At 73.7% G+C, this 8,327-nt stretch carries 5 protein-coding genes and 1 other RNA gene; 2 read left to right on the top strand and 4 right to left on the bottom strand.

The features are described from left to right. Window positions 1–932: CHASE3 domain-containing protein (locus BMZ47_RS23295; RefSeq protein WP_139221052.1), on the bottom strand; the 932-nt coding region annotated here is incomplete at its 3' end. Between the two features lie 287 nt (window positions 933–1,219). Between BMZ47_RS23295 and ssrA the strand changes: the two genes are divergently transcribed. Next, window positions 1,220–1,390, top strand: a transfer-messenger RNA (tmRNA) gene (gene ssrA / locus BMZ47_RS29340). A gap of 466 nt (window positions 1,391–1,856) precedes the next feature. Here ssrA and BMZ47_RS23285 read toward each other — a convergent pair. From BMZ47_RS23285 to ptsP, 3 genes are read right to left on the bottom strand one after another with little or no spacing between them, the layout of a single operon-like run. Further along, window positions 1,857–3,590: a fructose-specific PTS transporter subunit EIIC gene (locus BMZ47_RS23285; RefSeq protein WP_091864403.1), complete on the bottom strand. Its 1,734-nt coding sequence runs from the start codon at window positions 3,588–3,590 to the stop codon at window positions 1,857–1,859. 47 nt (window positions 3,591–3,637) lie between these two features. Further along, window positions 3,638–4,582 (bottom strand): 1-phosphofructokinase, encoded by a 945-nt coding sequence (pfkB, locus tag BMZ47_RS23280; RefSeq protein WP_091864402.1) that lies wholly within the window; start codon window positions 4,580–4,582, stop codon window positions 3,638–3,640. Next, window positions 4,579–7,119 (bottom strand): phosphoenolpyruvate--protein phosphotransferase, encoded by a 2,541-nt coding sequence (ptsP, locus tag BMZ47_RS23275; protein WP_091864401.1) that lies wholly within the window; start codon window positions 7,117–7,119, stop codon window positions 4,579–4,581. Before ptsP ends, pfkB begins: the two co-directional genes overlap by 4 nt. A gap of 190 nt (window positions 7,120–7,309) precedes the next feature. On the opposite strand from ptsP, the gene BMZ47_RS23270 reads away from it, so the two are divergent. Beyond that, window positions 7,310–8,293, top strand: a complete 984-nt coding sequence (locus BMZ47_RS23270) for a LacI family DNA-binding transcriptional regulator (protein ID WP_091864400.1) — start codon at window positions 7,310–7,312, stop codon at window positions 8,291–8,293. The last annotated feature ends 34 nt before the right edge of the window (window positions 8,294–8,327 follow it).

Raw genomic sequence — 8,327 nt, 5'->3', positions numbered from 1 at the left:
GCGCCGGAATGGGTGATCTCGTCCACCGTGGCGGCGGTCTCCTGCACGGCGGCGAATTGCTCCTCCACCGAGGCCGCCTGCTGCTGGGCCGAGGCGCGGATCTCGGCGGCGGCGGCGTTGAGGTCGGCGGTGGCGGCGCGGTTGGTCCGGGCGAGATCGGACAGGCCGTCCACCATCGCGTTCAGCGTGCGCCCCAGGCGCGCGATCTCGTGACGTCCGCCGGAATGCAGCCGGCCCGACAGATCTCCCGCGCCGACCCGCTCGACGAACCCCATCACGTCTCCGAGGGGCCGGACGATCAGGCGGTTGATGGCGATGCCGATCCCGGCGCAGATCAGGAGCGTGAGCAGGGTGCCGCCCCACAGGGCGAGGCTCTCGTTGCGTTCGGCCTGGGCGACCCGCTGGTTCAGCGCCGCCCGATGGGCCTCCTCCAGGCTCTCGATGGCGGCGAGCTTGTCGCGCAGCGTGTCGAACAGCTGCTTGCCGGTGCCCGCGGATTCGATCCGCACCGCCTCGGCCCGGGTCGCCGGGTCGGCCGCGCCCCGGATGACGGCCTGGCCGATATCGGTCTGCCAGGTGCGGGCCGCCGTCACGGCATCGGCCAGCAGGCGCGACGCGGCGGCATCCGTTCCGATCAAGCCTTTGAGGCGATCGATCGCCGCGTCCAGGGCCGGCTGCCCCTGCCGGTAGGGTTCGAGGCTGCCCTCCCGGCCGGTGATGAGATAGCCGCGCAGCCCCGTCTCCTGGTTGAGCATGGCGTTGCGGAAGGCATCGAGGCCGCGGATCGTCTGGTTCGAGCGATTCAGGGTTTCGTTCGCGTCCTGCAGCTGGCCGCGGGTCAGCAGGACCGCCCCGCTGCTGAGCACCGAGACCAGCGCGATGACGCCGATGGCGCTCCCGAGGGTGCGGTTGAGACCCAACGTGTTCGGCATGTTCGGCTTTTCCTAACCAGACTGGCGGACGGCCTCGCGCGGCCGCGGCAACCGATGGCGGCGTAAGCCCATAGCGCCCAAACCAGGCCGGTGCGAGCCGTATGCCGACCGACCCCGTCCGGGCGGGCGATCCCCCGGGGCGAGGCCTCAGGGATGCTTCGGTGTCGGCGCCGGGGCGAAGGGTGCGGAGCGTCGATCATCTCCGCCGAGACCGTGGCTGTCCCGATCCGCACGGACCTGTAGACCTTCGGCCCCACACGCGGTAGGATGCCCGTGAAGTTGACGACCGGTTCGTAATAACGTTTCAGGACCCGGGGGCGGTACCCGGCGCCTCCACCAGAAACATCCTGCCCCGGCCATCGCGCGGGGGTCGTGCAGGCAGCCACGCATCGGCGGCTTGCAGCCAGGGGGTTTCTGCTGGGGGCGAAGTTAGGTTCGACTGGACGGTAAAGGGACCGCGAGTTCTGTCCTGTTTCGGCAGGATAAGATGCGACTTTCGGTAAGGACTCGACCGGTTCGGCGCAGGCAACCCCTGTTCCGAGCACCTGACCAAAACTCTAAATGCCAACGATAACGTTGTCATGGATGCCCGCCTCGCGGCGTAAGCATCTTGCGGCAGGGCAGCCGTAGAAACAGAACCCGGGGCTTCGGCCCCGGGGCCCACCTTTTCCGACAGATCGAAGATGGACGACCCGCGGTCATGCCGTGGGCCGCCGGGGCATGTCCGTCCGGGCCTTCCCGCGTTGCGGTCGTCCGATCCGCGAACCTGCCCGGCGGGCGGCGACCGCCGCTGTGGTGCCGCAGACGCAGCCAAGCCGAGTCACCGAGCCTGCCTTCGACGCGCCGGCGAAGAGGCCCGAAGGGCTGGCCCGGCCGGCTTTCGGACGTTCGGGCTTCCGGCGCACAGGTTCGAGGGTGCGGGGCTCAGGCGCCGGAGGCGGCTCCGGCTGCACCCTTCTTGAGGAGGCCCACCGTCACCGCGGTGACGACGGTGCCGGCAACCAGCGCCAGGATCGCGGCGCCGAGATGGGTGACCGCGTTCGGGATCGGCAGGATGAACAGGCCGCCATGGGGGACCTTCAGGGTCACCCCGAGGGAGAGCGCCAGCGCGCCGGCCACGGATGAGCCGGCGACCAGGGCGGGGATCACCCGCAGCGGGTCGGCTGCGGCGAACGGGATCGCCCCCTCGGTGATGAAGGCCGCGCCGAGCACGGCGGCCGCGCCCCCGGCCTCGCGTTCGGGGGCCGTGAACCGGGCCGGGAACAGGCGGGTCGCCAGGGCGAGGCCGAGCGGGGGCGTCATGCCGCCGAGCATCACCGCCGCCATGGGCGCGTCGACCCCGGAGGAGAGCAGGGCCGCCGCCGAGGCGTAGGCGGCCTTGTTGATCGGCCCGCCCATGTCGATCGCCATCATGCCGCCGAGCACCAGGCCGAGCACCAGCGCGCTCGCCCCCTGCATGCCCTTGAGCCAGCCGGTCAGGGCGGCCAGCGCCGCCGCCACCGGCACCCCGACCACGTAGATCATCAGCAGCCCGGTGAGCGTGGTGGCGAGCAGCGGCAGGATCAGGACCGGCTTCAGCCCCTCGAGATTGCGCGGCAGCCGGATGTGCCGGTTGAGGAAGCGAGTCGTGTAGCCGGCAATGAAACCCGCCGCGATGCCGCCGAGGAAGCCGGCCTGGAGGTTCGCCGCCAGCATGCCGCCGATCATGCCCGGGGCGATGCCGGGCCGGTCGGAGATCGAGTAGGCGATGTAGCCGGCCAGCGCCGGCACGATCAGCGCGAAGGCGCCCTTGGCGCCGATCTGGCCGAGCGCGTAGCCGAGCGTGCCGGCATTGCCGGGCGCCATGGCGTCGATGCCGCCGACCGCGAAGGCGAGGGCGATGAGCAGGCCGCCCGCCACCACGAAGGGCAGCATGAACGAGACGCCGGTCATCAGGTGCTTGTAGGCACCGGCCTGCCGCTCGGCCGCCTCGGGCCGTGCCGGCGCAGCCCCGGAATCCGCGCCGGCCGCCGGCTGAACCCGGGCCTCCGCCAGGGCCGTGGCGATCAGGCCCTTGCCGTCGCGGATCGCCGCCTTGGTGGTGGTGGCGTAGACCTGCTTGCCGGCAAAGCGGGCCCGGTCGACCCCGGTATCGGCGGCGATCAGCACGAGGTCGGCCTGGGCGATCTCGGAGGCCGTGAGGGTGTCGCGGGCGCCGACCGAGCCCTGTGTCTCCACCCGGATCGCGTGGCCGAGGGCCTGGGCCGCCGCCTGGAGTCCCTCGGCCGCCATGAAGGTGTGGGCGATGCCGGTGGGGCAGGAGGTCACCGCCACGATGGTCTTGGGATTGCCCGCCGCGGGCGCGGCCGGCGCAGCGGCCGCATCGGCGAGCGCCCGGTCCAGCACGCCGTCCACGTCGGTGAGGACCTCCTCGATCGCCGCGCGCACCGGCCGGAGCGCGCCGAAGCGGCGGGCATCGAGATCGCCTGCGCCGACCAGCAGCACCGCCCCGGCGTCGCGGATCGCGTCCTCCGGCAGCGGGTTGGCGCCCGGAGCGCCGCGCAGTTCGAGGGCGATCGGCTGGTTGCGCCGGGCCGCCGCCTTGCGCAGCGCCTCCAGCGCCAGGACGGCCAGCGTCGAGCGCTCCCCGCCTTCGACCACCGCCAACAACCGCGCCATACCGTCCTCCAAGCTGTCTCGATGACCCGACCGATCCGGGGCCGCGCTCAGTCCAGCGGCTCGACGCGGACCGACCGCGCGATGGCATCCAGGGCGTCGCGCGGGGGCAGGTTCGCGCCCGCCCGGGTCAGCTTCCCGGCCGCGAAAGCCAGGGCGCGGCGCGCGATCCCGGCGAGGTCCAGATCGGCCTCGAGGGCGGCCACGAGGCCGGCCACCAGGGCATCGCCCGCCCCGACCGTGCTCGTCACCGGCGTCGCCGGGGGATGCGCGTGGACGCTGCCGCGCTCGGTCAGGAACAGCGCCCCTTCGGCCCCGAGGGAGACCACGACCACCGGGATGCCCTGCGCCCGCAGGCGCGACGCCGCCTCCCGCACGGCGCCGAGGCCGGGGAGCGGGCAGCCGGCCCATTCCTCCAGCTCGTGCCGGTTCGGCTTGACCGCGTCGGGCAGGACGTCCGCCGCCAGCGCGGCGGCGAGGGCGGGCCCGGAGGCGTCGAGCACCACCCGGGCGCCCCGGGCCTTCAGGCGGCGGGTGAGGTCCGCGTAGGTCTCCGGCGGCAGCCCCCCCGGCAGGCTGCCGGCGAGCACCACCCGGGTGCCCGCTTCCACCCGGTCGAGCAAAGCGGCCCGGGCCGCGTCGAGGTCGGCGCCGGTGACCGCGAGGCCGGGCAGGTTGATGTCGGTGGTCTCGCCGGAGCGCTGGTCCAGGAGCTTCAGGTTGGTCCGGGTCTCGCCCGGGATGCGAACGAAGCCGTCGGCAATGCCCTTCGCGGCGAGCACCTGGTCGAACGGGCCGGCATTGTCGGCGCCGAGGATCCCGGCCGCCGTGACCGGCAGGCCCCAATCGGCCAGGCAGCAGGCGACGTTGACGCCCTTGCCGCCGGCATGGGCGGTCACGGCGCGGGCCCGGTGCACGGCCCCCGGGACCAGGGCGTCGAGGAGGACGGTCTGGTCGATCGCCGGGTTCAACGTGAGGGTGACGATCGCGCTCACGCGGCCTCCCCCGGGTCGAGGGCGCGGACCGCGGCGGCGTCCTCCTGGTCGCAGGCGCGGGCCGCGAGCGCCTGGAGCGCGCCGAGCTCGGCCGCGCGCAGGCGCGCCTTGACGCCGGGCAGGTCCCGCGGGGTCATCGACAGCTCGTGGACGCCGAGCCCGGCCAGCAGGCAGGCGCCGAACGGATCCCCGGCGATGCCCCCGCAGACGCCGACGAAGCGCCCGTGGCGCGCGGCCCCCGCACAGGTCATGCGGATCAGCCGGAGCACCGCCGGATGCAGGGAATCGGCCTCCGGGGCGAGCTCGGTGTTCTGGCGGTCGATCGCCAGGGCGTATTGCGTGAGGTCGTTGGTGCCGATCGAGAAGAAGTCGCAGTGGCGGGCCAGCGCGTCGGCCTGGATCGCGGCGGCCGGCACCTCGATCATGATGCCGAGGGGCACCGGCGGCGCGCCGATTTCGGCGCGGATGCCCTCGGTGATCGCCCGCAGCCGCAGCACCTCCGGCACCGAGGTGATCATCGGCATCATGATCGAGAGCGGCGCGTCCTGGCCCGTCGGGGCGCCCGGCCCGACATGGTCCCGGGCGGCGCGGTACAGGGCGCGCAGCTGCGGCTCCAGCAGGTCCGGCCGGCGCAGCAGCAGGCGGGCGCCGCGGACGCCCAGGAAGGGGTTCTCCTCCTTGGGCAGCCGCAGGTGCGAGACCTGCTTGTCGCCTCCGATATCGAGGGTGCGCACGATCAGCGGGCGGCCGTCGAGGGCTTTCAGCATCGCCCGGTAGGTGGCGTACTGGTCGTCCTCGCCGGGCGTCTCGCCCCGCTCCAGGAACAGGAACTCGGTGCGCATCAGGCCGACGCCCTCGGCACCCTGGTCGAGGGCGAAGGGCACCTGCTCGGGATTGTTGACGTTGGCGCCGATGGTGACGGCATGCCCGTCCCGGGTCCGGGCGGGGAGGGCGCGGGCGCGCGATTCGGCCTCAGCCTGGACGCGCTGCCGCTCCTGCCAGGCGCGCGCCGCGGCGATGTCGGCCGCGCTCGGGTCGCAGTAGAGGCGGCCGGTGGTGCCGTCGAGGATCGCCTCCGAGCGGTTGGCCAGCGCCAGCAGGCCGGGCCCGCCGGCCACGATCGCGGGAATCCCCAGGGTGCGCGCCAGGATGGCGGTGTGGGAGGTCGGGCCGCCCTGGGCGGTGGCGAGCCCGAGCACCCGGGCCGGCTCGAGCCCGGCCGTGTCGGAGGGGGCGAGGTCCGGGGCGACCAGGATGCAGGGGCTGTCCGGCAGGTCGTGGCCGCCCTTGAGGGCCGGATCGATCTGCGCCAGCACCCGGCGGCCGACGTCGCGCAGATCCGCGGCGCGCCCGGCGAGCACCGGGTTGCCCAGAGCCGCGAGCTGGTTGGCGATGCGGTCGACCGCACCGTTCCACGCATAGGCGACGCCGTGGCCCTCGACCATCAGCTGGCAGGCCAGGGTGATCAGGTCGGTGTCGGCGATCAGCTCGGCCTGCGCCCGGAAGATGCCGGCATCGGCCTTGCCGAGGCGCCGCTCGGTGTCGTCGGCCAGGGCCTTCAGCTGGTCGGCGGTGGCCCCCAGCGCCCGGTGCAGGCGGTCGCCGCCGGTGGTCAGGGGCTCGGGCTCGTCCGGGACGACGATCTCGGCGCTGGCCAGGACGTGGATCGGCCCGATGGCGATGCCGGGGCTGGCCCCGATCCCGGCGATGACCTGCGGCGCGTCGGACGGGTTCCAGCCGGCGACCGGCCCCGCGGCCTTCGCGGCGGCCTCGGTCGCCCGCTGCGCCGCCGCCTTCTCGCCGGCGCTCAGATCCGTGACCGCGGCGCGCATTCGGGCGAGAGCCCCGGCCTCGTCGTCGCCCTCGGCGGAGATCGTGACCGGGTCGCCGCACTGCAGGCCGAGCTGGAGCAGGCCGATCAGGCTCTTGGCGTCGGCGACCTGCGCGCCGTGACGGACCTGGATCCGGGCCGGACAGGCTTTCGCCACCTCGACCCAGCGGGTGGCCGGCCGGGCATGCAGGCCGGCGGGATAATCGACGGTCCAGTCGAAGCGCTGGCGCAGGTCCACGGCCGGACCGGACGCGGCGGCGGCCGCATCCTCCGTCAGCGCCGCGACCAGGTCGGCCTCCCGCGTCGTGATGCGCAGCTGCGCCAGCCGCGCCTCGTCCTGGATCAGCCGGGTGAGCCGGCGCAGCACCGTGATGTGGGTGTCGGACTGGGCCGCGATGGCGACCACCAGATGGGCCACCTGCCCGTCGTGCCAGAGGATGCCCTCCGGCACCTGCAGCACCGCGAGGCCGCTCTCCCGGACCAGATGCCGGTCATCGACCAGGCCGTGCGGGATGACGACGCCGTGGCCCAGATAGGTGTTCGCCACCGCCTCCCGGCGCAGCATGCTCTCGCCGTAGGCCGCCTCGATGCAGCCGGCCGCGGTGAGGAGCTGCGCCGCCTCGCGGATCGCCGCCTCCTTGGTGGCCGGCTTAGCCGCGATCCGCACGAGGATGCGCGGCTCACGGTTCGGTGTCGGTGCGAGCATGGCGCGCTCTCCTCCCGGCTGAGGCATCGGCCTGTGGCGCCGGCTCTTCGTTGCCGCGACTGAAAACGTTTTCACAGAAGTTGTCAACGCAGCGCGGGCTTCGCCGATCGACGCGACTTGCGGTTGCGCGCGGCCGATGGCAACCAGAGCGGCGGAAGGCTGATAACGTTTTCTCAGAAGGGGCCGGGTCATGACGGTCGGGATCCGCGACGTGGCCCGGGCGGCGGGCGTCTCGACCGCGACCGTGTCGCGGGCGCTCGGGCGCGGGCCGGTGAGCGACGCCCTGCGCGAGCAGGTCGAGGCGGCCGTGAAGGCGACGGGCTACCGGCCGAACCTCTCGGCCCGGCGCCTGCGCTCGCAGGCGGCCCGGACCATCGGGTTGATCGTGGCCGACATCCGCAACCCGTTCTTCACCGCGGTGAGCCGGGCCGTCGAGGATGCGGCTTTCGCCTCGGGCCTGCGGGTGATCCTGTGCAACACCGACGAGGATCCGGCCCGCGAGGCGATGTATCTGCGCCTGATGGAGGAGGAGCGGGTCACCGGCGTGATCTTCGCCCCGACCCGGGTGACGCTGGAACGCCTCGGCGCCCGCCCGCTGGATTTCCCGGTCGTGTTGATCGACCGGGCCGGGCCGCCCGGAACCCACGACAGCGTGGTCCTCGACAACGTGACCGCGAGCGCCGCCCTGGTCGATCACGTGGTCGCCCGGGGCCGGAGACGGATCGGCGGCCTGTTCGGCGCGACCAGCACCACCGCCCGGGAGCGCCAGGCCGGCTACGAGGCGGCGATGCGGCGCCACGGGCTCACGCCCGACATCCGCACGGTCGCGCCGAACGCGGCCGCCGCGGAGGATGCGGCCGCGCGCTGGCTCGCCGCCCCCGACCGTCCGGAGGCGCTCGTCCTGTCGAACGGCCAGATCCTGATGGGCGCTGTGCGGGCGGCCCGCGCCCTCGGCCTCGCAATCCCACGGGACTTGGCGCTGGCGGGCTTCGACAACGAGCCCTGGACCGACCTGATCGAGCCCGGCCTCACCGTGATCGAGCAGCCCGTCGCCGAGATCGGGGCTCAGGCGATGCAGCGGCTGTTCGAGCGGATCGCCAAGCCGGACCAGCCGGTGCGCAAGATCGTCCTCAGCGGCCGCATGGTGGCGCGCGGCTCCACCGGGACCCGCTGAGACGGCCCGAGGCCGGGCCGGGACGATCGAAGCG

It is taken from the genome of Methylobacterium brachiatum (assembly GCF_900113845.1).
Lineage (GTDB): Bacteria > Pseudomonadota > Alphaproteobacteria > Rhizobiales > Beijerinckiaceae > Methylobacterium > Methylobacterium brachiatum.
The sequence above is the reverse complement of the archived record's forward strand: the minus strand, read 5'-3'. Positions and strand labels throughout refer to the sequence as shown.

Coding starts and splice junctions, on each gene's coding strand:
- BMZ47_RS23285 (WP_091864403.1), bottom strand. CDS start 3,590: ATGGCGCGGTTGTTGGCGGTGGTCGAAGGCGGGGAGCGCTCGACGCTG.
- ptsP (WP_091864401.1), bottom strand. CDS start 7,119: ATGCTCGCACCGACACCGAACCGTGAGCCGCGCATCCTCGTGCGGATC.
- BMZ47_RS23270 (WP_091864400.1), top strand. CDS start 7,310: ATGACGGTCGGGATCCGCGACGTGGCCCGGGCGGCGGGCGTCTCGACC.